Here is a 24,675-nt window from a genome sequence, read left to right on the forward strand (position 1 = left end):
CCGTGCCGCAGGGCAAGCCCGAGGTCGTCCCCGATGACGGCCTGACCACCCGTCAGCGTCGCAACCAGCCGATCACCGCCGTGCACACCGGCCCGGGCAAGGGCAAGTCCACCGCCGCCTTCGGCATGGCGCTGCGGGCCTGGAACCAGGGCTGGCCGATCGGGGTCTTCCAGTTCGTCAAGTCCGCCAAGTGGAAGGTGGGCGAGGAGAACGCGTTGAAGGTGCTGGGCGCCTCCGGTGAGGGCGGCAGCGTCACCTGGCACAAGATGGGCGAGGGCTGGTCCTGGGTGCAGCGCGACCTGGAGTCCAGCGAGGAGGCCGCCAAGGAGGGCTGGGAGCAGGTCAAGCGCGACCTGGCCGCCGAGAGCTACCGGCTGTACGTGCTGGACGAGTTCACCTACCCGATGAAGTGGGGCTGGGTGGACGTCGCCGAGGTGGTCCAGGTGCTGGGTGACCGCCCCGGCAACCAGCACGTCGTGATCACCGGCCGGTACGCGCCCGAGGCGCTGCTCGAAGTGGCCGATCTGGTCACCGAGATGACCAAGGTGAAGCATCCGATGGACGCCGGCCGCAAGGGCCAGCGCGGCATCGAGTGGTGAGTCCCCGGCCGCTCCGGCGGTACGGCCCCGAATCGCTCTAGTGGTATCGCTCTAGTGGTAAGGCCCTGACGCACGTGCAACTCCCCCGGCTCGTCATCGCCGCCCCCTCCTCCGGGGCCGGCAAGACCACCGTCGCCACCGGCCTGATGGCCGCGCTCACCGCGCGCGGCCTGGCCGTCTCCCCGCACAAGGTGGGTCCGGACTACATCGATCCGGGCTACCACGCGCTGGCCACCGGCCGGCGCGGACGCAACCTGGACGCCTTCCTGTGCGGTCCCGAGCGGATCGAGCCGCTGCTGCGGCACGGTGCGGCCGGAGCCGACATCGCGGTGATCGAGGGCGTGATGGGGATGTTCGACGGCGCCTCCGGGCGCGGCGAGCTGGCCTCCACCGCGCAGGCTGCCAAGCTGCTGCGGGCGCCGGTGGTGCTGGTGGTGGACGGCTCCTCGCAGTCCCGCTCGGTGGCGGCCCTGGTGCACGGCTTCGCCACCTGGGACCCGCAGGTGCGCCTGGCCGGGGTGATCCTCAACCGGGTCGCCTCCGACCGGCACGAGCAACTGCTGCGCGAGGCGCTGGAGGAGGGCGCCGGGGTGCCGGTGCTCGGCGCGCTGCGGCGCACCGCCGCGGTGGCCACCCCGAGTCGGCACCTGGGTCTGGTGCCGGTGGTGGAGCGCTCGGCGGCGGCCCTGCGAGCGGTCGCCGACATGGCCGAACTCATCCGTTCCTCAGTGGACTTGGATGCGGTGCTGGCGCTGGCCCGGTCGGCGCCGCCGCTCACCGCGGCCCCCTGGGACCCAGCCGCCGAGGTCACTCGGGTGACCACCGCCGCACCCCGGATCGCCCTGGCAGCCGGAGCCGCCTTCTCGTTCAGCTATGCCGAGAACGCCGAACTGCTGGCCGCCGCGGGCGCCGAGGTGGTGCCGTTCGACCCGCTGCACGACCGGCGGCTGCCTGATGGTACGTCAGGGCTGGTGATCGGCGGCGGATTTCCCGAGGTGTACGGCGAACAGCTCAGCGCCAACGCAGAATTGCGCTCCTCGATCGCCGAACTCGCCGCCGCCGGCTCGCCGATCACCGCCGAGTGTGCCGGACTCCTCTATCTGGGCCGGGAGTTGGACGGCCATCCGATGTGCGGGATCCTGGACACCACGGCGCGGATGACCGAGCGGCTCACCCTGGGCTACCGGGAGGCCGTCGCCCTGCACGACAGCCCGCTGGCCCCGACCGGCACCAGGCTGCGCGGCCACGAGTTCCACCGCACCGCCTGCACCCCGGGCGCCTCCCCGGCCACGCCCGCCTGGGCCTGGCGCTCCCCCGCCGGCACCACCGTCACCGAGGGCTTCACCACCGCGCACGTGCACGCCTCCTACCTGCACCTGCACTGGGCGGGCGCCCCGCAGCTGGCGGAGCGCCTCGTGCGGTCGGCGGGCCGGATCCAGCCCCGGGCGTGACCCGCCGGAACGCCCCGGACCGTGGCAGCCGGTTCGTCTGCGGCACCGCCCGTGCAAGGTGACCGCCTTCGGGGCCCGGCCGCCGGATGGCAGCCGTGGCCCTGTCGCCTGCTCAGCGTCCGGCGATCGAGCCGCCGTCCAGGTGGAAGACCTGGCCGGTGAGGTGGCCGGCAGCCGGGGAGGCCAGGAAGAGGGTGGTGGCGACCACGTCGTCCGGGTGGCCGGCGCGCTTGTTGAGCGACTGGGCGACGTTGCGGGCCAGGCGCTCGGCGGGGATGCCGTTCGGGCCGAAGAACTCGGTGTCGCTGATGTAGCCGGGGGCGATGACGTTGGCCGTGATGCCCTCGGGGCCGACCTCCTGGGCCAGCGTGAGGTTCCAGTTCTCGATGGCGGCCTTGGCGGCGCCGTACGACCCGGTGCCGCCGCGGTGGGCGGCGATCGAGCTGAAGTTGATCACCCGGGCGCCTGGGTTCAGCCGGTCGCGCAGGGCCTCGGTGACCAGCAGGGCGGTGAAGAGGTTGGCGTCCAGGTTGGCCCGCCAGCGCGCGGCGAGGCCGGCGAGGCCGGCCTCCGGAGCGGGCGCGCTGGTGCGGTCGCGGTTGCCGCCGGCGTTGTTGACCAGCACGTCGACCCGCTCGGGCAGCTCCGCCAGAGCCGCCTCCACCTGGGCGGGGTCGGCGGCGTCGAAGGCGGCGGCCCGCACATCGCCGCCCAGCTCTGCGACGGCCTGGTCCAGCACGTCCTTGCGGCGGCCGGTGATCACCACCTGGTCGCCCTGCGCGGCGAAGGCCGCCGCGATGGCCTTGCCGATACCCGTACCGCCACCCGTGACGACGATCTGACGCATGATGCGCCACTCCCCTCGTTTAGACCTAAACGTCACTGGCACACTAGCACTGTGAATGCATCCGAAGAAGATCTTGCCGAGCAGATCGCCACCGCCTGGCAGCGGGAGCAGCCCGGGCTGCCCGTCGGCTCGATCCGGATCCTGACCCGGATCCGGCAGGCCGCCAAACTGCTGACCGACGACCGGCGCCGGACCCTGGCCCTGGTCGCGATGGACGCCGCCACCCTGGACCTGCTCAGCACGTTGCGCCGGGCCGGCGCGCCGTACTGCCTGCCCACCCGTGAGCTGGCGGCCCGCTCGCTGATCTCCGCGGGGGCGGTGACCCAGCGGGTGGACCGCGCCGAGGCTGCCGGGCTGGTCGAGCGCCTACCGCCCGAGCCGGTCAGCCGGGCGGTGCCGGTGCGCCTCACCGAGGCCGGGCGACTCGCCGTGGACGCCGCGGTCGGCGATCTGCTGCACCATGAGCAGCGGCTGGTGGACCGGTCGCTGACCGCCGGCGAGCAGGCAGAGCTCGCCCGCCTACTGGCCAAGTTCCTGGCCGGTTGGTCCAGTTGACGGCAGGACGGCTCCGGGATGCCGGCAGGCCGCCACGGCCGATCCTCCACTCGGGAGGCCGCGGGCCCACGGTGGCTCGAAGCCGCACGGCCCCGCACGGTCGCACCGACGCACGGCCCGCAGGGACGCACGGACGCACGGCCCGCAGGGACGCACCGACGCACGGACTCCATGCGGAAGCGAGGAACGGCACACCGCCGTCGATTGACTCGCGTTTTCGCACCGTGATGGGATTTCCCGGCCTGGAGGAAGGAACAACGCGGGTGAGCAGCGACAACGCGGTCGGCGTGGTGGTGGGGGTCGGCGCGAGCGCCGGGGTGGCGGCGTCGGAGGTGCTCGCCCTGATCACCGAGGCGCTGGCCGAGGCGGCGCTGCCGGTGGACGCGGTGCGACTGCTCGCCACCGTGGAGGCCCGTGCCACCGAACCCGGACTGCTGGGCGCCGCGCAGCGGTTGGGCGTGCCGCTGGTCGGGCATCCGGCTGCCGAGCTGGCCGCGGTGGCGGTGCCCAATCCGTCCGCGGCGGTGCTGGCGGCCAGCGGCACCGCGAGCGTGGCCGAGGCGGCGGCGCTGCACGGTGGCGGCGAACTGCTGGTCGCCAAGCGGAAGTCGGCCCGGTCGACGGTGGCGGTGGCGACGCTCCAGGTGCCCGGGCACGATCTGCGCCACCACGGGGACGCCGAGGTGCGGGAGGCCGGCCTGGTGGACCTGGCCGTCAATGTGCGCACCGGCACCCCGCCGCAGTGGCTGCGTACGGCCCTGGCCGACACCATGGGCCGGCTCGCCGCCTACCCGGAGCAGAGCGCGGCCCGGGCGGCTGTGGCGGCCCGGCACCGCCGCCCCGAGTCGGAGGTGCTGCTCACCTCGGGTGCGGCGGAGGCCTTCGTGCTGCTGGCCCGCACCCTCCGGCCCCGGCACGCCGTGGTGGTGCACCCGCAGTTCACCGAACCGGAGGCGGCGCTGCGGGACGCCGGGGTGGCGGTGCACCGGGTGCTGCTGCGGGCCGAGGACGGGTTCCGGCTTTCCCCGGGCGCGGTGCCCGAAGCAGCCGATCTGGTGGTGATCGGCAACCCGACCAACCCCACCTCGGTGCTCCACCCGGCGGACGCCATCGCCGAACTCGCTCGCCCCGGGCGGACGTTGGTGGTGGACGAGGCCTTCATGGACACCGTGCCCGGGGAGACCGAGTCGCTCGCCGAGCTGCGTGGTCTCCCGGGCCGGGTGGTGGTGCTGCGCAGCCTCACCAAGACCTGGGGGCTGGCCGGCCTGCGGATCGGCTACGTACTCGGCCCGGCCGGACTGGTCGCCGAGCTGGCGGCCGCCCAGCCGCTCTGGCCGGTCTCCACTCCCGCCCTGCGGGCCGCTGAACTGTGCAGCGGTGAACGGGCGTTGGCCGAGGCCGAGGCGGCGGCCGCCGAGCTGGCCGAGCACCGTGACCATCTGCTGGCTCAGTTGGGCCGGATCCCCCGGCTGCGGGTGCACGGCGTCCCGGCCGCGTCGTTCCTGCTGGTCGAACTGCCCGGTGCCGCCGAGGTCCGCGAGCGGCTGCGTGCGGCCGGCTACGCGGTTCGGCGCGGCGACACCTTCCCCGGCCTCGGCCCCGACTGGCTGCGACTGGCGGTGCGCGACCCGGCCACCACCGACGGGTTCGTCACGGCGCTGGCCCGGTGCATCAACTGACCAGGCGCACCTGGTCGCCGGCCCGGATCCGACCGGCGGTCGACACCTGCGCGTAGACGCCCGCGCAGGGGAACTCGGCCATGCCCGGAAGCGGCACGAGGCGGTTGTGGCGGGCCGGGATCCGCAGTGCGTCCGGGCAGGGATCGAGGTGTCCGTGCCGGAGCGTCGGGACGGCGCAGCGCGGGGTCGCGGCGATGATCTCCACCTCGACCTGCCCCACCGCCAACTTCTTTCCGAGCCAGGCGTTTTCGACGAAGCCCGGCTCACCGGGCGTCTCGATCACCAGGTTGGGGCGGTAGCGGGTGGCGACGGTGCCGACCCGGTCCAGGGTGGCGGTGCTGACCAGATGGAGCGGGGCGAAGTCGAAGAAGGTGCCGGCGCGCAGTCGGCTGACGTCATGGGCGACTTCGGCCAGCGGCCCGGCGGCCAGCACCTCCTCGGGGCGGGCCCGGTCGATGGTGGCGTCCTGCGGCGGGGTGTCGGTGAGCAGCACCTCCCGGCCGAGCAGCGCGGAGAGCTCGGTGGCGACGCCGCCCACCACCGCCGGGCGCAGCGCCCGCGCCGCCCGCTCGGTGAGCAGCTCACGCCAGAGCCGGGGCTGCTTGGCGCTGGCCACCCTGCCGGTGGCCACGTCGACCAGCGCGAACCGCCGGTCCCCCGCCACCCCGCGCTCGGTCACCTCCGCCGTCCGCAACCGCTCCCCCGGCATCGACTTCACCGGATACCGCCACAGTTCCCGCACCACCCCGACGATCATGCCCGAAGTCTAGGGGCAGCGCGGCGGGTTCGGACCGCCCCGGCTGCCTCGGTGGGGCCCGGCCCGCACCGGCCGAACGCGGAACGGCCGCCCCCGGAAGGGCGGCCGTCGTTCGTCAGCGGGGGCGGATCAGACCTGGCCGGCCTTCTCCAGCGCCGAGCAGCAGGTGTTGACCAGCAGGCGGGTCACCACGTATGGGTCGACGTTGGCGTTCGGGCGACGGTCCTCGATGTAGCCCTTCTTCTCCACCTCGACCTGCCACGGGATGCGGACCGAGGCGCCGCGGTCCGAGACGCCGTAGGAGTAGACGTTCCACGGGGCGGTCTCGTGCTTGCCGGTCAGGCGGGACTGGATGTCGTCACCGTACTGGTTGACGTGCTCCATGACCTTCTCCTGCGACTCGCCGAGCGACTCGCAGGCGGTGATGATCGCGTCGTAGCCCTCGCGCATCGCCTTGGTGGAGAAGTTGGTGTGGGCACCCGCGCCGTTCCAGTCGCCACGGGCCGGCTTGGCGTCCAGGGTGGCGTCGATGCCGAACTCCTCGGCGGTGCGGTAGAGCAGGTAGCGAGCGACCCACAGGTCGTCGGAGACCTCCAGCGGGCCGACCGGGCCGATCTGGAACTCCCACTGGCCGGGCATGACCTCGGCGTTGATGCCGCAGATGGCCAGGCCGGCGGCGATGCAGCGGTCCAGGTGCAGCTCGACGATCTCGCGGCCGAAGACCTCCTCGGCGCCGACGCCGCAGTAGTAGCCGCCCTGCGGGGCCGGGAAGCCGCCCTCGGGGAAGCCGAGCGGGCGGGAGCCCTTGAAGAAGGTGTACTCCTGCTCGATGCCGAAGATCGACTCCTGGGCGGCGAACTGCTCGGCGATCGGGCGCAGCAGGGCGCGGGTGTTCGACGGGTGGGGGGTGCCGTCCGTCTCCATGACCTCGCAGAGCACCAGGATGTGCTCGCCGCCGCGGATCGGGTCCGGGTAGACCTTGACCGGCTGCAGCACCCGGTCCGAGGCGTGGCCCTCGGCCTGGTTGGTCGACGAGCCGTCGAAGCCCCAGGTCGGAACGGTGTCCGCGGACTTCAGAACCCGAGTCTTGGAGCGGAGCTTGGCGGTCGGCTTGGTGCCGTCGATCCAGATGTACTCGGCCTTGATAGCCACGGGGTTACCTCGCGTGCCTCGGTGGTGGGTGCTCCGGTAATGTCGCAAGCCGCCGTTTCCCGGGTGTTCCTCTTATGTAACCGGCATGTGAACCAACCGTCCGCGTTCGCCGCCTCACGCAGTGCGAGCGGAGGCGTCGATGAACGCAGGTCAGGGGCGGTCCTGACCTGCGTTCCGGGTCGGCGGGAAAGGGGCGTCAGCCGCTCTTGGTGCCGAAAGCCACCAGCGCGCGCCGGGGCAGGACCGCTGTCCAGGACTGCTCCCGCGCGCTGTAGTGCACAGAGAACGCCTCGCCCGGGTAGCGGAAGACGGACTTGGCGCGTTCGACGACCCAGCGGTCGGCTTCGGCGCCCTGGGATTCCTGGATCTTCACGAGGCCGTACATGTCCGCCAGGTAGCGGCCCAGCTCCAGCTCGGCCTGCTCCGCGGTGGGCGCCACGGCCACGTAGGGGTCGGCCATGTCGACGACGTCCACCTGCGGGAACCCGGCGTCGGTCAGGTAGCCCCCGATCTCCTCCCGGGTGAAGTGGTCGAACTTGTGGCCCGTGACGGAGTACGGGTCGACCACGTCCGCGAACCACGTGTCCATGGGCGATCCGGTCTGGAAGTCGTGCAGCACCATGATGCCGCCGGGCCGCAGCACGCGGTGGGACTCCCGGGCCAGTTCGGGGCGGTCCTGCGGCGCGATGTGGTGCGATCCGTACGCGACCAGCACCCCCTCGACCGAGCAGTCGCGCTGGAGCAGGCGGTCGGCCCGCTGCAGCAGGGCCGGGAAGTTCGCCTCCCAGGCGGCACGGACCATGTACGGGGAGGCATCGCAGGTGAGGACCTCGACGTCGGCCAGGCACAGGGCCGAGGCGACGCGCTGGACCAGCCCGTCACCGCCGAGGACGTCGACCACCGTCTTGCTCGGCGCCCCGCTGCCCGCCCGGATGTAGCCGAGCAACTGCTCGATCCCCCGGGCGCGTGCCCGCATGTTCCGTGCCTGCGCGCGCACGTAGGACTCGCCGCGCCCGCCGCTGCCGGCGTCGCCGAAGTCGTCCCCGAGCGGCATGAGCGCCTCGTAGTCGCCGGCCCAGAGCCGGGCGCGTTCGACGTCGAGCCGTTGGTACAGGTCGGGGAAGTCGCGACTGATGCGGCCGAGATGCCGCTCCATCTCGGCGCTGGTGAAACGCGTCCCGGTCATGTTGTGATCACTCACCTGTCGTGTCGGTTGTCCGGCCGCCGGCACCGCCCGCGAGGAACAACGCGAGTGCCAGGGCCATCCGTTCGATCTCCGAGGGGTCCACGCTCTCGTTGGGGGCGTGGATGAGGCAGCGCGGTTCCTCGACCCCGATGAGGACGATCTCCGCGTCCGGAAGGCTCTCCTGCAGGGCGACGCACACCGGAATCGAGCCGCCCTGCCCTGCCGTGGTCATCGCCCGGCCGAACGCCTGCTCCATGGACGCGGCCAGCAGGGCGTACGCCGGGCCGTCGGTCCTGGACCGGAACGGCTGGCTGCGCTTGACCTCGTCGAACCGCACCTCGACGTTCCACGGGGCGCTGGACTCCAGGTGCTTCCGCAGCGCCTGCCAGACCACGTCGACGTCCGATCCGTGGGGCACCCGCACGTTGAGCCTGGCACGCACCGAGCCCTGGACCGCGGGCGCCGAGACCGCGACCCCCGGGCAGTCGATGCCGACCACGGTCAGGGCGTGCCGCGCCCACAGCATGTCGGCGATGGCGCCGGTGCCGGCGAGGGCGACCCCGGGCAGCAGCTTGGCGTCGCGGCGGTACCGCTCCTCGGGGTAGGCGACGCCGCCCCACTCCCCGGTGTCCTCGATGCCGGGGATCGTGGTGTCCCCGTCGGCGGAGTGCAGCGGGGCGAGCATGGCGATCAGCGCGTTCAGCGGATCCGGGGTCGGGCCGCCGAAGGTCCCGCAGTGCACCGGGCTGGAGAGCGCGCTCACCGTCATGGTCACGTGCAGGGCGCCCCGCAGATCGGTCGTGGCCGTGGGCAGGCCGATCTCGGCGTTGCCGGTGTCGCAGACGATGACCGCGTCGGCCTGGAACAGGTCGGGGCGCCGGCGCACCAGCGCCGCCAGTCCGCCGGTGCTCTGCTCCTCGGACCCCTCCGACACGAACTTCACCCCCACTCGGAGGTCGTCAGCCAGCGCGCGGAGGGCCGTCAACTGCATGACGATGTTGCCCTTGCAGTCCGCCGCCCCGCGCCCGTACCAACGCCCGTCCCGTTCGGTGAGCGCCCAGGGCGGTGTCTGCCACGCCCCTTCGTCCAGCGGCGGCTGCACGTCGTAGTGGCTGTAGAGCAGAACGGTCGGCGAGCCCGGCGGGCCGGGCCGGTGCCCCAGGACCGCCTTGCTCCCGTCGCTGGTCTCCACCAGCCGCACGTCGGCGAACCCCTCGGACGCGAACATCCGCGCGACCGCCTCGGCGGCCTTGTCGCACTCCTCGGGCGGGAACTGCCCGCCACCGGCCACCGAGCGGTAGGCGACCAGGGTTTCCAGATCATCCCATGCCCTGGCCATCATGCCGTTGACGCGTGTGCTGATTTCCTCGACTCGCACGTGATCTCCTGGTGTGTGGCCCTCGGCCGGGCCGGTGACCGATCTGTCTGGCGGTTCCCCGAACGCGGCGTCACGCCGCCCTTCCGGCGGCCTCGCGCCGCTTGAGCTCGGTGGCGAAGTAGGAGCGTCCGAGGCGTACGCCGATCGCCGGGCCGACTCCGAGGAGCGCGAGGACGACCCAGAACGCGGGCAGTGCCCCGTGGTTGGCGGCCAGGTCGAACCCGCCGCCGATCAGGCCCCCCAGCATCCCGCCGAGACCCCACGCCATGGTGGAGTACCCGAGGTACATGCCGAGGCAGCCCGGTGGGGCGAGGCCGGCGACGTTGGCGTCCACCACTCCGCAGAACAGGGACTCGCCGACGGACGTCACCAGGACGGCGGCGACGATGGGCCCGAGCCCGCTGAACGCGCAGATCAGCCAGCCCCCGCCGAGCACCACCCCGGAGAGCGCCAGGATGTCCAGGCGCCCGATCGTGCCGCGCCGGTCGACCCGGGAGCCGATCAGGGTGACGGTGATCATCACCGCCACGGCGTTGGCCGAGGTCAGGTAGCCGGCCAGGTCGGGGGAGAGCCCCTGGTGCACGATGGTCAGCGGCAGCGCGACCGGGTACTGGGTGATCAGGAACCAGCCCCCGACGGCCAGCCCGCAGTACAGCATCAGCGGACGGTCGCGCAGGCCGACGACCATGGCGTCGAGGCGGATCGCTCCGATGGGCGGCACGGGCATCCCGCGCAGCAGGACCATCGTCGCGGCGGAGAACGCCAGGTGCAGGGCGGCCGCGACGGCGAATCCGATCCAGATGACGTGGCCGGCCACCAGCGCCGTGCCGATCAGCGGCCCGATCAGCGCCGCCCCGTTGATGGAGACGTAGTACCGGCTCAGGTTGGCCGCGATGCCGCCGGCCTTGCTGGCCGCCACCAGACTGCGCGACCCGTTGTTGTTCAACGAACCGCCCGAGCCCAGCAAGGCGATCGCGATCGCCCACAACCAGAAGGACCGTCCGATCACCGGAAAGGCCAGATAGGCCGCCGCCTCGATGAGGAGTCCCAGGGTGAGCACCCGGGAGGCTCCGAAACGGTCGCTCGCCCAGCCCGCCAGGACCCCGATCCCGCGCCGGGTGAACTGCAGGACGGCGAAGAGGATGCCGGCCTGGAAGCTGCTGAACCCGTCGCTCCGGGTCAGGTAGATGGCGAGGAAGGGGATGACCATGAAGAACCCGATGTTCGTCATGAACCGCCCCAGGATCACCACGTACGCCGGGCCCTTGCCCTCGGCGAACTCCGTCCGGTCGACCGGACGGGACGCCTCCTCCACGATGCGGCCGGTGCCCGGCGATCCGCTACCCCTCGTCATCGGCCACCTCGCCTGCCTCCCCCGGCGCGGTACGGACCGTGATGCGGGCGGCCGCGGCATCCGCAGCCTGCCGCGCCGAGCGGGTGTCGGGCCCGGCCGCCAGGACGTAGCCGATCCGGTTCCAGGAGTCGCCGAGGGGTTTGACCACGTCACCCGGCCCGCACAGCTCACTCGCCCGGATCACGCCGTCGACCGCGAGGGCGTCCGCCAGTCCCGCCACCGAGCTGACCCGGCCCGGCTGCGCCGTCAGGTAGCGGATCGCCGCTCCCCGGTCCGGTCCCGTGCGCTCCGCGGGGGTCTCGCCGAAGGCCAGCGTGGTCACGGCTCCGGAGAGCATGTCGACCCCGGTCGCCAGTTCCACCAACTCCCATATCTGGTCGCCGCCGTGACGGGCGTTGATCTCGATGACGGTGGCCGTGCTGCCGTCCTCGGCCAGCATCACCTCCGTGTGGCCCGGGCCCCAGGTGTACCCGATGGCGTCCAGCGCGCCGAGCACGGCCGCGGTGACCGCCAGGTACTCGTGGTCCGCCAGTTCGGCCGGCAGTTCATGGCCGAGTTCCACGAAGTGCGGTGCTCCCGAGGTGTGCTTGCGGGTCACCGCGAGCACACTGTGCTTGCCCTCGGCACTGAGCGTCTCCACGCTGAACTCCCGGCCGGTGAGGAACTCCTCGGCCAGCACCACCACCGGCGACGCATCGGCGGACCAGCCCCAGGCCCCGGTCGAGCCCGTGCTCCACGCCCAGCCCGCGGCGAGCTCGGCCGGATCGCGGACCAGGAAGACGCCCGTACCGCCGTTGCCGTTCACCGGCTTGAGGATCATGCCGGTGGGGCAGCCGCGCAGGAACCGCTCGGCGTCCTCGATGCCGGCGCAGACCCGGTGCGCGGTCGTGCTGATGCCCCGTTCGGCCAGTAACCGCCGCATCGCGGCCTTGTCCTGCGTGTACCGGAGTGTCGAGGTGGCGTTGCCGCGCACCCCCAGCTCCGACGCGACCGCACTCACCGGCAGCAACGAGAGCTCGGTCAGCCCGAGGACCGCGTCGAGGGGCCGCCAGGCGTGGATCTCGCGTGCCACCGCCAGGAGTTCGGCGGTGTCGGTGAAGTCCGCGTCGACCACGCGCAGGGCGACGGACGACTCGAGCGCCCGGTCGCCGCCCGGGCGGTGCACGATGGTGAACGCGATCGGGAGGCCGATGAACTTGGCCAGGACGTCGGAACGCGGGCAGACCAGCAGCAGGTGGGGGATGGCGGCCTCAGACCGAGCGGGGGCGGCTGTCGATGTTGGTTGCATTCCAGATCCTCTCCAGTTCCCGAATCCGGGCCGAGTCCGCCTCGATCGCCGCCCAGTCAGCTGCGCCCTGGATGACCCAACCAAGGCTCGTGGTGACGTCGTTGGTCATCGGCACGCTTCTCCCGTCAGGCGGGATGGACATCCGGTAGACCGTCGGCAGGTCCTGGATCGCCTGCAGGATGTCCATCCTTCGCACCGGGCCCTCGAAGTCCGCACACAGCCACAACGTCCGCACCTGCTGGACCAGTTCGAAGCCCGGGGTGAACTCGTTGTCCAGCAGGTGGCGCACGGTGCGGTGGATCTGGTTGTCGCCGGTCGCCAGCCTGCCGGAGATCATCATGCAGCTGCCCGAGTAGCGGGCGGCCAGTTCGACCAGGCGCGGGCCCTCGGCGGTCATGATCACCTCGGCGTGCGTGGACCCGTTGCGGATGCCGACGGCGTCCGCGGCGCGTTTGGTGTACTCCGCGAGCACGGCCACGTCCGGGTGGTCCGGCGGCAGGAAGTCGGCCACGTCGTATATCCCGATGCGCGGGCCCCGGTCGTGCTTGGCGTAGATGCAGGTGTCGACCAGCCCGTGCTGCCCGTCCACGGAGTAGAGGTCCACGATGTACTCGGGCCCCTCCAGGAACTCCTGCACGATGACCGTGTCATTGCGCAGACTGAATCCGTTGACCTGGCCGAGTATGGCGTCGAAGTACCCCCGCCAGTCCCCGCCGGCCTCCACCAGGTGCACGTTGTCCGTTCCGGCGCTGGCGGGGGGTTTGACGATCAGCCGCTTGCCGGACAGTCCGCTGTCCTCGATCCACCGGGCCACCACCGCCGGGTCGTCCGTCGAGAGCGTCTTGGGAGCCGGCACTCCGGCGCGTTCCAGCGCCCGGATCATCTCGCCCTTGTCCCGCTGGGCCGGGGCGCTCCCCTTCACGTTCCCCGACTCGGGCATCAGGATCTCGACGAGTTCCGCGGCGAGTTCCACTCCTCTTTCGTTCCCGGCGACGATGCCGATCGGGTCGTAGCCCCGGACGATGTCCACCAGCTTGCCGAGGTCGCCGTCGTGGAAATGCACCGCCTCGAAGTCGTCCGGGTGCCAGCTGGACTTCTTGATGAATTTCTCCAGCGGCGCCGGCGTGCTCATCACGGTGACCGGCAGGATCCCCCTGGCCCGGAAAGCGCTGGCGAACGCCCGGTCCTCGCCGTCCTGCAGGTGGTAACCGTCGACAATGACAACGTAGCGCTGCATTCTTCCTCCAAGCGCCGCACGGGAACACCGGCCCCGAGCCCCGTTCCGAACACCGGATCGGCTCTCTCCGGCAGCCAGTCTGTGCAACCGGGCACTTGATCCGACAGTGACAATGCCGACCGATAACCTCGATTTCCTGCCAGCGGCGTGCCGCCGGGCGGCGCGGGGCCGGGAGCGTTCGACGGGTCCGGCGGTCGCGCGGACGGGCCGGCCGGGCGGTGCCGGGGCCGAGCCCGGTGACCGTGCCCCGGTCGGTTGGTGTGCGGCGGTGCGGCGGATCGCCGGGGAGGCGGTGCCGATCCGAGGGGCGGCCGGCCCGGCGGGACGGCCGGTGGCAGCCGGGGAACTCCGGGAACCGCGCTGAGGCGATAGGCCCAGACCCGTCCCAGGGACCATCGTCCTATAGCCGTCATCGGCCTCCGGGAGCCACAGTGGTGAACGCGGCGAAGGAAAGTCGCCAAAGTGGTTACGGGAGGCGTCATGTCGGCAGAGATTTCCATCGATCCAGGGCGGTTCAGCCAATTCGGTGCAGCCACCGGCAGTACCTTCTGCCTGGTCACCAACCCCGAGCTGGTGGAGCAGATCGAAGTCCTGGAAACCGCCCCCTACCGTCGCTTCCTCACTGTTCCGATGGGCGCCGGAGACCGCTTCGAGGACCTTCTCGAGAAGAGCATTCCGGAGCCGGCGCACGTTCTGGTGATCTCGCCGCACCGGTTTTTCGCATCGCCCGACCCGGAACTCGTGGGGCAGCGGAAGATCATGGGCATGGCGTGCAATTCCACGCCCACCTCGCTCGCCGAGATCCGGCACTTCCTCGGCATCATGGAGCGGACCTCGGCCGCCGAGCAGGCGGCGTTCTGCGACACCTTCTTCGAGATCGCCGAGGAGAGCGAGCACCTGGCGTACGTCGACCCGGAGCACGGGACCCGCGCGGTGCTCGACCACCTGCGCGACGGCCTGGTGTGGAACCAGCAGGCCGGGCCGCTGGACTGGGGCGACCAGCAGATCGTGCCGTCCGGCGAGATCAGCGTGCTGCCGGTGGAGATCAGGGAGTTCGACGAGGCACTGAAGCTGCCGCTGGAGGGCGAGATCACCCTGCGCGGGTACCCGATCCTGCACAACGGGACCCCCTCGTTCTCCCGTGCCGACCAGGCCCGCATCCACTCCCGCCTGGCGGCGATGCAGCACCACGCGATCAAGGCGACCGTCGAGGACGGCAGGATCACCAGGCTGCAGGCGCTGCACCCGGGGGCCGCACCCGCCGTGGACATGCTGGAGCAGATGTTCGCGGTGGACTCCCGCTACCGCATCGTCTGGGAGATCGGCCACGCCCTCAACACCGCGCTGGACATCCTGCCCGGCAACCACGCCATGAACGAGGTGTACGGCGGCACCGAAGGCTGCCTGCACTACGGGCTCGGCCTCACCCCGTACACCCAGTACCACCTGGACATCATTTCGCCCGACACGCGCGTCCTGAGCAGCAACGGCACCGCGCTGATCGGCCACCTGGACCACCCGACGGTGGAGCGGGTCGTGGCTGCCGACTGAGCAGCCGCCCCGCCGACCGTTCCGGGTGCACGCATGTTCCGTCCGACCGACAGGAGGTGACTGCCATGAAGAAGATCAAGGTTCAGAAGAACCGCAACTACCTGGGCACGCTGCTCGGCTGAGTACCGACCCGTGGCGGGGCGCTCAAGCCGCCCCGCCACGGGGTTCCCGCCGTCCCCCGTAAGGGAGTTCACCGTGCCACCGCTGGAGCTCACCACTAGCGCCTTCGGCCAGTTCGGCGATCCGGCCGAAACGTTCTGCCTGATCACGAGTGCGGACGGCAGCACACCGCTCCACCTGCTGCCCGACCGCGGCTGTGCGCGGGTGATCCACCGGTCGCTCCCGGCCGGCACGAGCCTGGGCGAACTGATCGCCGCGAGCGTCCCGCCGGACGCACACGTGCTCGCGGTCTGCCCCGGCCGGTTCCTCGACTCGCCGTCCGCACAGCAGCTCGGCTCGCGCAAGCTCGTCATACTGCCGGCCGGCTCCACGCCGCTGACCGCCGAGCACATCCGCTCCCTGCTGGAGTCCGCGGCGCGGACGGACATCGCTCAACAGGCCGTGGTGGCCGACGAGTTCTTCGAGCGGATCGAGAGCAGCGACCGGTTGGCCATCGTCGACGACTCCGCGGGCACCGAGGCCGAGTTCGACCACACGGTCGGGGACTGCGTCTGGAACCAGCAGGCGGGCCCGCTCGACCCCGGCGACCAACAGATCTTTCCCTCGGGCAAGTTGAGCGTCACAGCAGCCGAGATCACCACCTTCCGACCGGAGGCGCGGCTGCTCGGTCTCACCGGTGACCTCACGCTGCGCGGCTGGCCGATCGTGCACCGGCACGCCGACCCGGCCGACGCCGCCGATCAGCAGCGGCTGTTCGAGGCGCTCGCGCCCCTGGTCTCCCACCCGGTCACGCTGCGGGTGGCCGCCGGGTCCGTCGAGGACGTCACCCCGAACACCCCGGGGGGCAAACCGGCCGCCGCGGCACTGGAGAGCCTCTTCACCGACGACCCCCGCTACCGGGTCATCTGGGAACTCGGATTCGGCATCAACACCACCACGGAGATCATCCCGGCGAACTGCGGGGCCAACGAGGTGTACGGCGCCACCGACGGCGTCGTGAACCTCGGCCTGGGGATCACCCCGACCACCAGGTTCGCGCTGGCGTTCCTCTGCCCGCACAGCTCACTGCTGGCCTCGGACGGGAGCGCCGTCCTGGGCGCCCGCAAGGCAGTGCCCCGCGGCCGGATGCGGCGGGTGTCCAGCGCGAGCTGCGGCTGCCACTGAGGCCGGCCACCAGCCACCCGTTCTCCACCAAGGAGGGAGCACTCCATGACGGTCAACCCCGAGCTGCGCAAGCAGGTCGACACCATCCTCGACGGCTTCATCGCGGACTTCTACGAGACGGTCCCGTTCGCCCAGCACCAGAAGAGCGCCGCCGACCTCAACCTGGACTACTACAAGCGCCACAACATCGAGACCATCCTGCGGCTGCGCCGCAAGCGGACGGTCGACGCGCTGGCCATCAAGTACTTCACCAAGGTCGACCCGGTGCAGGCCAAGGCGTGGGCGCACTACACCGACGACGAGATGCTGCACGACCGGCTGTTCGCCGCCGACCTGGCCAAGGTCGGGGTCGGCAAGGACGAGATCTACTCCACCGAGCCGCTGCTCTCCACCAAGCTGCTCACCGGATACCTGCAGTACGGCATGGAGTTCGAGGACAGCCCGCTGGCCCTGATCACCAGCGTCTACTTCGTCGAGTACGTCACCACCCGCACCCAGCCGGACTGGCTGGACAACCTGGGGAACGTGCTCGGCGAGGAGAACGTCAAGGGCGCCCGAGCCCATGTCAACACCGATCTCGACGACGACCACGACGACTTCGTGTGGCGGGTGCTGTCCTCGCTGGTGACCACCGAGGCCGATGAGAAGAAGGTCATCGAGCACCTGCGGCACGTCTACTGGCTGTGGAAGCTCTACTTCGTGGAGCTGCACCAGATCACCGTGCTCGGCAAGGCCGGGGCCCAGATCCCGCTGCCCACGTCGGCGGACGTCTGAGCCGGCCTCCGGTGAACGACGACGCCCGGGCGGCGGCGCGCTCCACCGGGTCGCGGACCGTCGAGGTGCTGGCCCTGCCGCCCGGCCCGGAACTGCCGCCCGGCACCGAGAAGTGGATCGTGGACGGCCTGGTGGAAACCATGCCCGGCCTGCGGATGCGTGAACTGTTCGAGTTGCGCCGCGACATGCTGGTCGACGCCGACTACATCGTGGCCGGCGTCGACCGGGAGCGGGACCTGGTCGTCTCCCTGCTCACCTCGCGCTGGGTGACGATCCCGTCCGGCCACGCGTGCCTGCACGTGATGGTCCAGTTCGTCGGGGACGAGTACCGCAACGGTCCGGTTTTCGGCCGGAGTTGGTCCGTCCACTTCGCCCGGCTGCTGGCGGACGGCCGCCCGTTCCCCCAGGTGATCGCGCTCAAGACGTACAACCCGGTGGTGCACTGCGCGATGTCGGCCTTCAGCGGGCACCCCGACATCACCATGTACCCGGACCTGTCCGGGCGGTTGGACCCCGGTGCGGCGGCGCTGGCCGCCGTGGTGGCCGGGGCACTCGCCCCCGGGGCGCCCTTCGATCCGGCCCGGGGCGTCATCGCGGGCATCGGGCTCCCGGTGGACCTCTACCACGAGCGGCCGACGAGCTACGTGCCGGAGGCGAACGCCTACTTCGCCGCCAACGCGGAGCCCGGCGACCGGGTGCTGTGCATGCTGCGAGTGCCCACCCGGGCCGGGGCGCACGCCATCCTGGCCGCCCTGGGCGTGCCCGCCCGGGGCGTGCCGTCGCCGCCCGAACGTGACTGAACCCGCCGACCTACGGGCCCGGGGCCGCTCTCGGCCCCGGGCCCGTCGTCCGCATCCACGACTCCAGGAGCGCGAGACCGATGACCGACCTGTTCCCGACCGACTACGCCCGGGCCCGCTCGGACTTCCGGCACGCGGCCGAGGCGGCCGGCGCCCGGCTGCGGACCTTCGTCCTGCCGGAGCACCGCGGGCCCGACGGCGGTGAACTCTGCGTGGACACGGCCTACCTGGGTCCGACCGGTCCGGCGAAGCTGCTGGTGACGGTCTCCGGCACGCACGGCATCGAGGGCTTCTGCGGCTCGGCGTGCCAGACCCGGATCCTGCTCGGGGAGGGCGTGGCGCGGTCCGCCGGCCGGGACACCGGCGTGCTGCTCGTCCACGCGCTCAACCCGTACGGCTTCGCCCACCTGCGCCGCGTCAACGAGGACAACATCGACCTCAACCGCAACTTCGTCGACCACGACGACCCGCCGCACAACGACGCCTACGAGCTGGTGCACGCGGCACTGGTGCCGCCGGACGCCGGCGCGTTCTCCCCCAGCACGCTGGTCGCGGAACTGACCGGGCTCCAGGAGCGGTTGGGTCCGCGGGTCCTCCAGGAGGCGGTGACCCGCGGCCAGTACCGCCACCCGGACGGCCTGTTCTACGGCGGTCGGCAGGCGTGCTGGTCGCACCGGGTGTTCCGGGCCGTCGTGGCCGAGCAGGTCGCCGGGGCCGCGCACGTGGCCTACATCGACCTGCACACCGGGCTCGGCGAGCGCGGCGTCGGCGAACCAATCTTCCGCGGCGGCCGGGACGCCGGCGCGTTCGACCGGGCCCGGCGCTGGTACGGCGACGCGCTCACGGCTTCGGAGCAGGGCACCTCGTCCTCCACGCCGATCGTCGGCAACACGGCGGCCGCGGTCGCCGACGGTCTCGGCGCGGGAAGTGAACTCACCGCCATCACGCTGGAGTTCGGCACCCTTCCAGGCCCCGAGGTGCTGCTCGCGCTGTGCGCCGACAACTGGCTGCACCAGCACCGGGAGCCGGCCGAGGCGGTCCGCTCCGAGCTCAAGCAGCTGATCCGCACGGCGTTCTGCCCGGCGGCGGACGAGCTGTGGCGCTCCCAGGTCCTCCGACGGGCGCGCGAGGTCTTCGACCAGGCCCTCACCGGGCTCGCCGACGCCAAGCCGGGCCCACGGGCCTGACGCCCGGTCGGCGCCGGGCCGGTACCCGCACCGAGTGACAGTGCGGGTACCGGCCCGGCGGCACGTCCGTCACCCGCTCTCCGAGGGCGAGGAGGGCACGCTCCCCTGCGCGGAGCGGCCGTCGCCGACCAGCATGTCGCTGTACGCCGACCGCGCCTTGGCCGACAGCGGCAGCACCGCCGCCTCGGCGCCCGCAGGGTCCGGGTAGAGCAGATCGTGGCGGCGGCGGGCCTCCGCCTCGGCCTCGTCGCGCCGGACCAGGACGTGGTCGACGCCGCCGTCCGCCCGCACCGTGGTGACCACGCTGAGCCCGTCCTGGTGCCGCGCGGAGCCGAGGTGCCGCGCCGCGCCGCGGGCCCCGCGCGGCACCAGCAGGTGGGCGCCGCCCGCCGCGTCCACCGCCGTGGTCGCCAGCCCCTCCGACCGCAGGCGCTCCGCGGCCGCCCGGCGCTCCGACGCCGTCCGGAACCGCCAGACCTCGCTGTTGGGGTGCACCACCACCGAGGCGGCGGCCGGGCCGACCCCGACCAACGTCCCCGCGGCCGGCCCCCGCTCCCAGGGGAAGGGCCGGCAGTGCAGTCGGACACCGGTGCGTTCGGCCCAGTCGACGGCGCTCTCGTGGACGACCTTGGCACCGTGCCGGGACATCCGCCGCACGCCCTCGTAGCTGATCCGGGCGATGGTCCGCGCGGTCGGCACAAGATGGGGGTCAGCCGTGCACACCCCGGGGACGTCCGAGAAGAGTTCGCAGACGGGGGCGCCCAGCGCGCCGGCGACGGCGACCGCCGAGAGGTCCGAACTGTTGCGGCCCAGCATGACCGTCCGGCCGGCCTCGTCCACGGCCTGGCCACCGGGGACGACCAGGACCGGACAGCCGTCCAAAGCCGCTCGCAGCGTGGCGGGTTCGGCCCGGCGCAGCCCTGCCCGGTCGGGCGGTCCGGCGGCGAGCAGCCCGGTGTCCGCCGCCGACAGCGGGCGGGCGGGCAGGCCGGCGGCATCGAGGGCGGCCGCGAGCAGGGCCACGCTGACCGTCTCACCGCTGGTCAGCAGCATGGCGGCCGCCGCCGCCGGCGGGTCGGCCGCCACGGCGTCCAGCGTCTGCTGCAACCGGCCCGTGGTACCGGACATCGCGCTCGCCACCAGGACCAGCGGCTGCTTGTCCTCGGCGACCCGCCGCGCCGCGTAGCGGGCCACCCGCCGGTAGCCGTCCAGCTGCGCGAACGAGGAACCGCCGAACTTCAGCACCAACGGCGGTACGTCCGAGCCGATTTCGGAGGTCAACTCAACCACCCGTACTTCACGGCGAGTTCCACGATCTGCACCGCGTTGAGCGCGGCGCCCACCCAGAGGTTGTCGGCGACGATCCAGACCGCGACCGACCGCGGGTCCTGCGGCTCGACGCGTATCCGCCCGACGTGCACCAGAGCCCGGCTCTCGTCGTCGGCGAAGACCGTCCTGGGCATCGGGTAGGAAGGGGCGGCGTCAGAGCGGCGGTAGACCCGCAGGCCGGGTGTGTCGGCCAGCGCCTGCTCGACCTGCGCGGTGCTGACCGGTCGGCGCAGCCTGATGTGCGCCGCCTCCGAGTGGCAGTGGAAGACCGGCACCCGCACCGCCGTCGCGCTCACCCGCAGGTCCGGCAGGCCGAGGATCTTGCGCGGTTCGCGGACCAGCTTGCGCTCCTCGTGGCTGAGGCCGGTGTCGTCCTGGAGGCCGATCTCCGGCACCAGGTTGAAGGCCAGCGGCTGTCCGAAGCGGCCGTTGGGCGCGCCCTGCGCCTCCGGGTCGGCCAGCAACCTGGCGGACTCCCCGGCCAGTTCGGCCAGCCCGTGCAGACCGCCGCCCGACGCGGCCTGGTAGGTCGCCACCACGACGCCCTCCAGTTCGGCGAGCTCGTGCAACGGGTGCAGGGCGCGGACCAGTTGGATGGTCGAGCAGTTGGGGTTGGCGACCAGGTTGCCGGCAGGGCGCCGGGCGAGCGCTGCGGGGTTCACCTGCGGGACGACCAGCGGCACGTCCGGCCGCATCCGGAACGCGGAGGTGTTGTCGACCACCAGGACGCCGGCCGCGGCCAGGCGCTCCGCCTCGCGGCTGCTCAGCTCGGCGCCCGCACAGAAGACGGCGACATCCAGCTCCCGGGGATCGAGGGCCTCGACGGTGGTCATCGGGTCCACCGCCAGCGACAACCCCAGCTCGGCCGCCGGCCGGCGCCCGAGGCTCCGGGGGGACGCGACCGGCACCACCCGGCCCACCGGTACGGTCCCGCGGTCGAGCAGCTTCAGGCATTCCCGGCCGACGGCTCCGGTCGCGCCCACGACGGCGATGCGCAGCATTCCCGTGCTCCTCTCGTGCCCTTGTGCGGGCCTCGGTCGTCGCCGTCAGGTGGACGGCCCCCGGAACGCGCGGCGGTAGGCGATCGGGGTGGTGTTGAGGGACCTCACGAACTGGTGCCGGAGCGCAGCGGCGTTGGCGAAACCCGATCGGGCCGCCACCACCTCCATGGTCTCGTTGGTGCTCTCCAGCATCCGCTGGGCGGTCAGCACCCGCTGTCCCAGCAGCCAGCGGTACGGGGTGGTGCCGGTCTCCATGCGGAAGTGGCGGGCGAACGTGCGGGGCGACATGCAGGCCCGGGCGGAGAGTTGTTCCACGCTCAGCTCCTGGTCCAAGTGGCGCGCCATCCATGCCAGTACGTCGCGCACGCCGCCCTCGCGGTACTCCGCCACCGGTCGTTCGATGTACTGCGCCTGGCCGCCGTCCCGGTGCGGGGGGACGACCATGCGGCGGGCGATGCCGTTCGCGACCTCGCTGCCCTGGAGCTTGCGCACCAGGTGGAGGCAGGCGTCGATGCCGGCGGAGGTGCCGGCCGAGGTCAGCACCGGGTCCTCGTCCACGTACAGGACGTGCGGTTCGACCCGCGCCTTGGGGAAGCGCCGGGCCAGTGCGTCGGCGTAGCGCCAGTGCGTGGTGCAGCGGCGTCCGTCCAGCAGGCCGGCGGCACCGAGGACGAACGCTCCGACGCAGACGCTGAGCACCCTGGCGCCGCGCGCCACGGCCTCCCGCAGGGCCTCCAGCAGATCCGGCGGGAAGTCCCGGGTGTGGAAGTTGTCGCCCACCGGGATCGCTATGAGGTCCGCGTCCATCAGCCGGTCCAGTCCGTGCGGCGTGCTGATGGTGAACCCGGGAACGGCCCGCACCGAGGCGGCTTCCGCGGCGACCACGGCGAAGTCGTAGGCGGGCAGCCCGTCCGCCTGCCGGTCGATGCCGAACACCTCGCACACGACGCCGAGTTCGAAGGGATGGACGTTGTCCAGCAGCACAGCTGCCACTTTCTTCAGCATGGGCCCTAATATGGCAGGGAATCGTGGGATCCTGACTTTCCATCAGCTGTTTACCGGCCAGCCGGCTCCGTACCCTGGCAGCATGGCTCGTTCAGGTGGCCCGACCCGTCCGCGGCTGCGGACCGGAGCGCATCGCCGTAGTCCTCACCGATGGCGACGACGCCGCCCCGGATGCCCATGACCACCGCATGCGTGCGGTCGGACGCGCCCAACTTCGAGAAGACGGCGGACAGGTGGTTCTTGACGGTCTTCTCGGAGATCCCCAGTGACGTCGCCACGCGGCGGTTCGAGTTCCCCCGGGCCACCAGCAGCAGCACTTCACGCTCGCGGGCCGTCAGCAGGGAGAGCGCCTCGCAACAGGTCGGATCGAGGCCCACCGCAGGGGTGCCGGCCAGGGATTCCCGGTCGCCCTCCTCCTCGGCCTCGGCCTCGGCCTCGGTCAGCAGGCTCTCGATCACCTTCTCCTGGACGTCCAGGGCGCTGCGCACCTCGCTCAGGACGACGTGCATCCGGTCGACGGCTTCGGCGAGCGCCGCGACCGGCGAGAGCTGTGCGCCGCACGACCGGCAGTCCGCCCGTCCGCGCAACGCTGCCATTCCCCTCGGACCGCCATGTTTCATCAGGTGCAAATCCCTTCACGCGGACGGCAACTCACTGTGCTCTGCTGACGGCCCGGTGCCTTCTCCGGTGCGGACACCGCAGGTGCTCCGCACGCCGTCACAGGTGTTCCGGGTAGCGCTGTTCCGCATCGCGCCGGGGTTGTTCCCGGCAGGGTCAGAGCGACCGGCCGCGCGGCCGGGTGTTGATCGCCACGGTCTTGCACCGCGTGTACTCGCGCAGCGCCTCCAGCCCCTTCTCCACTCCGATGCCGGAGCGCTTGTAGCCGCCGAAGGGCAGTTCCACTCCGCCGGCCGCACTGTAGTTGTTGACGAAGACCTGGCCCGCCCGCAGCTGCCCGGCCAGCCAGTGGGCGGTGGCGACGTCGGACGTCCAGACGCCGGCGGCGAGCCCGTAGCTGGTCCGGTTGGCGAGGTCGACGGCTTCGTCCAGCGAGCCGAAGGCCGACACGCACAGGACCGGGCCGAAGACCTCCTCGTTGAAGAGCCGGTGATCGGGTGCCACCCGGTCGAAGATCGTGGGTTCCACGTAGAACCCGTCGGTGTACTGCGCCCCCGCCGGCACCCCACCGCCGGTGGCGAGGACGCAGTCCCGCCGGCCCTGGGCCAGGTAGTCGAGCACCCGGGCATGCTGCTTCGCGGAGATCAGCGGCCCCATGTCGGGATCGGTGGTCCCCGCGCCGATCCGCAGCCCGCGGAACGCCTCCACCAGGGCCGCGACCAGCTCCTCGTGCACGGATTCGTGCACCAGCAGCCGGCTGCCCGCGGAGCAGTTCTGGCCGGCGTGCTCGGTGATCGACCGGACGATCAGCGGTACGGCGGCCTCGGCGTCGAAGTCCGGGAGGACGATGTGCGGCGACTTCCCGCCGAGCTCCAGGGTGACCGGGACGATGGTGCGCGCCGCGGCGGCCATCACCGCTTCACCGACCTCCCGGGATCCGGTGAAGGCCAGGCGGTCCACACCGGGGTGGCCGGTGAGCGCGGCCCCCGCCTCCTCCCCGTATCCCGGCACGACGTTCAACGCCCCGGGGGGCAGCCCGGCTTCGAGCGCGATCTCCGCCAGCCGGAGGGAGGTCAGGGGCGCGTCCTCGGCCGGTTTGAGCACCGAGCAGTTCCCGGCGGCCAGCGCGGGTGCGACGGTCCTGGCCGCGACCTGGAGCGGGTAGTTCCACGGGATGATGTGCCCGCACACCCCGTACGGCTCCCGCAGGGTGAAGGCGAGCAGGTCGGACTGGGAGAGAATCGTTTCTCCACCCAGCGCCTCGACCGCGCCGGCGTAGAAGTCGAAGTAGCGCGCCGCCACGTCGACGTCGGTCCGCGCCTGGCTGATCGGCTTGCCGGTGTCGCGGGTCTCCAGGGCGGCCAGTTCCGAGCGCGCCGCGCGCAGGCCCTGGGCGATCCGGCGGCAGACCAGCGACCGCTCGGCGGCCGTGGTGAAGCGCCAGGTCGTCTCGTACGCGTCCCTGGCCGCCGCCACCGCCTCGGCCACCTCCGCGGCACCGCAGCGCGGCACCCGGGCGAACGGCCGGCCGTCCGACGGGTCCAGGACCTCGATCCACTCCTCCGTGGCCACTTTCTTCGCCGCGATGACGGCCGGGTGGTCCACCGTGTTCAATGTGCTCATGCCAGCGTCAAGCTCCTCGG

22 protein-coding genes are annotated in these 24,675 nt (G+C 72.1%); 9 read left to right on the top strand and 13 right to left on the bottom strand.

The window, feature by feature from the left end; genetic code table 11:
* The first annotated feature begins 2 nt into the window (after positions 1-2).
* Positions 3-599 carry a cob(I)yrinic acid a,c-diamide adenosyltransferase gene (cobO, locus tag LN042_RS14605; RefSeq protein ID WP_230051675.1) on the top strand — a complete coding sequence of 199 codons (597 nt, stop codon included), beginning with the start codon at positions 3-5 and terminating at the stop codon, positions 597-599.
* A 65-nt stretch (positions 600-664) separates the two neighbouring features.
* On the top strand, positions 665-2,050 hold the full coding sequence (locus LN042_RS14610) for a cobyrinic acid a,c-diamide synthase CobB (protein ID WP_230051676.1): 1,386 nt from the start codon (positions 665-667) through the stop codon (positions 2,048-2,050).
* A 112-nt stretch (positions 2,051-2,162) separates the two neighbouring features.
* Here the strand turns inward: LN042_RS14610 and LN042_RS14615 are convergent, their stop codons facing one another.
* Positions 2,163-2,897, bottom strand: coding sequence for an SDR family NAD(P)-dependent oxidoreductase (locus LN042_RS14615; protein ID WP_249801040.1), 735 nt, complete (start codon positions 2,895-2,897; stop codon positions 2,163-2,165).
* A 51-nt stretch (positions 2,898-2,948) separates the two neighbouring features.
* On the opposite strand from LN042_RS14615, the gene LN042_RS14620 reads away from it, so the two are divergent.
* Both LN042_RS14620 and cobC read left to right on the top strand, forming a co-directional pair.
* Positions 2,949-3,452, top strand: coding sequence for a MarR family winged helix-turn-helix transcriptional regulator (locus tag LN042_RS14620; protein WP_230051622.1), 504 nt, complete (start codon positions 2,949-2,951; stop codon positions 3,450-3,452).
* 227 nt (positions 3,453-3,679) lie between these two features.
* Positions 3,680-5,131, top strand: coding sequence for an Rv2231c family histidinol phosphate aminotransferase CobC (gene cobC, locus LN042_RS14625; RefSeq protein WP_372495738.1), 1,452 nt, complete (start codon positions 3,680-3,682; stop codon positions 5,129-5,131).
* On the opposite strand, the gene LN042_RS14630 is transcribed toward cobC, so the two are convergent.
* The 7 genes from LN042_RS14630 to LN042_RS14660 form a co-directional block, all read right to left on the bottom strand.
* Positions 5,124-5,888 (bottom strand): MOSC domain-containing protein, encoded by a 765-nt coding sequence (locus LN042_RS14630; protein ID WP_230051624.1) that lies wholly within the window; start codon positions 5,886-5,888, stop codon positions 5,124-5,126. The two genes, cobC and LN042_RS14630, sit on opposite strands and share 8 nt — an antisense overlap.
* Before the next feature lie 129 nt (positions 5,889-6,017).
* Positions 6,018-7,040 (bottom strand): glutamine synthetase, encoded by a 1,023-nt coding sequence (gene glnII / locus LN042_RS14635; protein ID WP_230051625.1) that lies wholly within the window; start codon positions 7,038-7,040, stop codon positions 6,018-6,020.
* Between the two features lie 196 nt (positions 7,041-7,236).
* Positions 7,237-8,226 carry a class I SAM-dependent methyltransferase gene (locus LN042_RS14640; RefSeq protein ID WP_230051626.1) on the bottom strand — a complete coding sequence of 330 codons (990 nt, stop codon included), beginning with the start codon at positions 8,224-8,226 and terminating at the stop codon, positions 7,237-7,239.
* 7 nt (positions 8,227-8,233) lie between these two features.
* Positions 8,234-9,604, bottom strand: coding sequence for a dipeptidase (locus tag LN042_RS14645; protein WP_230051627.1), 1,371 nt, complete (start codon positions 9,602-9,604; stop codon positions 8,234-8,236).
* Between the two features lie 70 nt (positions 9,605-9,674).
* Entirely contained in the window at positions 9,675-10,958 is a 1,284-nt protein-coding gene (locus LN042_RS14650) for an MFS transporter (RefSeq protein WP_230051628.1), read from the bottom strand.
* Complete coding sequence (locus tag LN042_RS14655; RefSeq protein ID WP_230051629.1) at positions 10,945-12,246, bottom strand: ATP-grasp domain-containing protein; 1,302 nt, start codon at positions 12,244-12,246, stop codon at positions 10,945-10,947. Before LN042_RS14655 ends, LN042_RS14650 begins: the two co-directional genes overlap by 14 nt.
* Complete coding sequence (locus LN042_RS14660; protein WP_230051630.1) at positions 12,209-13,483, bottom strand: ATP-grasp domain-containing protein; 1,275 nt, start codon at positions 13,481-13,483, stop codon at positions 12,209-12,211. Before LN042_RS14660 ends, LN042_RS14655 begins: the two co-directional genes overlap by 38 nt.
* A 480-nt stretch (positions 13,484-13,963) precedes the next feature.
* On the opposite strand from LN042_RS14660, the gene LN042_RS14665 reads away from it, so the two are divergent.
* The 5 genes from LN042_RS14665 (at position 13,964) to LN042_RS14685 (ending at position 19,079) form a co-directional block, all read left to right on the top strand.
* A complete protein-coding gene (locus LN042_RS14665; RefSeq protein ID WP_230051631.1) occupies positions 13,964-15,034 on the top strand; it encodes a hypothetical protein in 1,071 nt (356 codons plus the stop codon).
* A 195-nt stretch (positions 15,035-15,229) separates the two neighbouring features.
* On the top strand, positions 15,230-16,318 hold the full coding sequence (locus LN042_RS14670; protein ID WP_230051632.1) for a hypothetical protein: 1,089 nt from the start codon (positions 15,230-15,232) through the stop codon (positions 16,316-16,318).
* A 45-nt stretch (positions 16,319-16,363) separates the two neighbouring features.
* Positions 16,364-17,092 carry a hypothetical protein gene (locus LN042_RS14675; protein ID WP_230051633.1) on the top strand — a complete coding sequence of 243 codons (729 nt, stop codon included), beginning with the start codon at positions 16,364-16,366 and terminating at the stop codon, positions 17,090-17,092.
* An 11-nt stretch (positions 17,093-17,103) separates the two neighbouring features.
* Positions 17,104-17,892 (top strand): hypothetical protein, encoded by a 789-nt coding sequence (locus LN042_RS14680; protein WP_230051634.1) that lies wholly within the window; start codon positions 17,104-17,106, stop codon positions 17,890-17,892.
* A gap of 80 nt (positions 17,893-17,972) precedes the next feature.
* Entirely contained in the window at positions 17,973-19,079 is a 1,107-nt protein-coding gene (locus LN042_RS14685; protein WP_230051635.1) for a M14 family metallopeptidase, read from the top strand.
* Positions 19,080-19,148: 69 nt separating this feature from the next.
* On the opposite strand, the gene LN042_RS14690 is transcribed toward LN042_RS14685, so the two are convergent.
* The 5 genes from LN042_RS14690 to LN042_RS14710 all read right to left on the bottom strand — a co-directional run bounded on the left by LN042_RS14690 (position 19,149) and on the right by LN042_RS14710 (position 24,655).
* Positions 19,149-20,360 (bottom strand): amino acid kinase family protein, encoded by a 1,212-nt coding sequence (locus LN042_RS14690; protein ID WP_230051636.1) that lies wholly within the window; start codon positions 20,358-20,360, stop codon positions 19,149-19,151.
* On the bottom strand, positions 20,357-21,409 hold the full coding sequence (locus tag LN042_RS14695; protein ID WP_230051637.1) for an aspartate-semialdehyde dehydrogenase: 1,053 nt from the start codon (positions 21,407-21,409) through the stop codon (positions 20,357-20,359). Before LN042_RS14695 ends, LN042_RS14690 begins: the two co-directional genes overlap by 4 nt.
* A 45-nt stretch (positions 21,410-21,454) precedes the next feature.
* Positions 21,455-22,414: a GlxA family transcriptional regulator gene (locus LN042_RS14700; protein ID WP_230051638.1), complete on the bottom strand. Its 960-nt coding sequence runs from the start codon at positions 22,412-22,414 to the stop codon at positions 21,455-21,457.
* Positions 22,415-22,464: 50 nt separating this feature from the next.
* Positions 22,465-23,010: a response regulator transcription factor gene (locus LN042_RS14705; RefSeq protein ID WP_230051639.1), complete on the bottom strand. Its 546-nt coding sequence runs from the start codon at positions 23,008-23,010 to the stop codon at positions 22,465-22,467.
* Between the two features lie 178 nt (positions 23,011-23,188).
* The gene (locus LN042_RS14710; protein WP_230051640.1) at positions 23,189-24,655 is read right to left on the bottom strand and encodes an aldehyde dehydrogenase family protein; all 1,467 of its coding nucleotides are present in this window, start codon (positions 24,653-24,655) and stop codon (positions 23,189-23,191) included.
* Positions 24,656-24,675 lie beyond the last annotated feature (20 nt).

The organism is Kitasatospora humi (assembly GCF_020907985.1).
GTDB classification, from domain to species: Bacteria; Actinomycetota; Actinomycetes; order Streptomycetales; family Streptomycetaceae; genus Kitasatospora; species Kitasatospora humi.

Excerpts from the sequence above, each read along its gene's own strand:
- cobC (WP_372495738.1), top strand. The coding sequence starts at position 3,680 with ATGGGATTTCCCGGCCTGGAGGAAGGAACAACGCGGGTGAGCAGCGAC.
- LN042_RS14660 (WP_230051630.1), bottom strand. The coding sequence starts at position 13,483 with ATGCAGCGCTACGTTGTCATTGTCGACGGTTACCACCTGCAGGACGGC.
- LN042_RS14650 (WP_230051628.1), bottom strand. The coding sequence starts at position 10,958 with ATGACGAGGGGTAGCGGATCGCCGGGCACCGGCCGCATCGTGGAGGAG.
- LN042_RS14710 (WP_230051640.1), bottom strand. The coding sequence starts at position 24,655 with ATGAGCACATTGAACACGGTGGACCACCCGGCCGTCATCGCGGCGAAG.
- LN042_RS14675 (WP_230051633.1), top strand. The coding sequence starts at position 16,364 with ATGACGGTCAACCCCGAGCTGCGCAAGCAGGTCGACACCATCCTCGAC.
- LN042_RS14700 (WP_230051638.1), bottom strand. The coding sequence starts at position 22,414 with ATGCTGAAGAAAGTGGCAGCTGTGCTGCTGGACAACGTCCATCCCTTC.
- LN042_RS14655 (WP_230051629.1), bottom strand. The coding sequence starts at position 12,246 with ATGCAACCAACATCGACAGCCGCCCCCGCTCGGTCTGAGGCCGCCATC.
- LN042_RS14615 (WP_249801040.1), bottom strand. The coding sequence starts at position 2,897 with ATGCGTCAGATCGTCGTCACGGGTGGCGGTACGGGTATCGGCAAGGCC.
- LN042_RS14705 (WP_230051639.1), bottom strand. The coding sequence starts at position 23,010 with ATGGCAGCGTTGCGCGGACGGGCGGACTGCCGGTCGTGCGGCGCACAG.
- LN042_RS14630 (WP_230051624.1), bottom strand. The coding sequence starts at position 5,888 with ATGATCGTCGGGGTGGTGCGGGAACTGTGGCGGTATCCGGTGAAGTCG.
- LN042_RS14695 (WP_230051637.1), bottom strand. The coding sequence starts at position 21,409 with ATGCTGCGCATCGCCGTCGTGGGCGCGACCGGAGCCGTCGGCCGGGAA.
- LN042_RS14685 (WP_230051635.1), top strand. The coding sequence starts at position 17,973 with ATGACCGACCTGTTCCCGACCGACTACGCCCGGGCCCGCTCGGACTTC.
- LN042_RS14640 (WP_230051626.1), bottom strand. The coding sequence starts at position 8,226 with ATGACCGGGACGCGTTTCACCAGCGCCGAGATGGAGCGGCATCTCGGC.
- LN042_RS14665 (WP_230051631.1), top strand. The coding sequence starts at position 13,964 with ATGTCGGCAGAGATTTCCATCGATCCAGGGCGGTTCAGCCAATTCGGT.